This window comes from Frankia sp. CcWB3, assembly GCF_977927595.1.
Genome location: NZ_CDWRCK010000212.1, coordinates 1 through 540 on the forward strand (window position 1 = coordinate 1; position 540 = coordinate 540).

Consider the following 540-nt stretch of genomic DNA (forward strand, 5'->3'; position numbering starts at 1 on the left):
ACCCCACACCGGCCCCTCAGCCCGCGACACCAACCGGCGGCGCCCACAACCATGACCCCCAGATCGGAGCAGACATGACCATCCGCGCTGCCGCCGGAGCGGCCCAACCGTCCATCCCGACCGGCGCCACCATCGCTACCGGCGGCGCCAGCGGCACCACCAGCGGCGTCGGCGGCGCAGGCTCCCCTGAGGTCCAGCCCGGGTGGGGGCGCGAGCCCTGGCCTGCGGCCATGCACGCGGTACGGCCCGCGGCCGGCGCGGGCGGCCTCCCCGCGCATCACGTCCCGGCCGGACGGCTGCTGACCGCGGCCGCGTCCGACCTCGCCGCGCACGACCGCCAGTGTGGACCGCTGCCCTGGCGCGGCGGACCCGGGCGGTTACTTCCGGAGATCCACGACTCCGGGCTGACCGGGCGGGGCGGCGCGGCCTTCCCCACCTGGCGGAAACTCGCCGCGAGCGCCGAGGGCACCTGCCTCGACGGCAGCCACTCCGGCAGCGCGCACCGGCACAGCGCCTACCGGAACAGCACACACCAGGGCA

Annotated in this window: 1 pseudogene; it reads left to right on the forward strand. The window is 77.0% G+C overall.

Annotation, left to right across the window (positions count from 1 at the left end):
* Positions 1-74: 74 nt before the first annotated feature.
* Positions 75-540: pseudogene (locus tag ACY5KJ_RS15320) on the forward strand (NADH-ubiquinone oxidoreductase-F iron-sulfur binding region domain-containing protein); the annotation flags it as partial.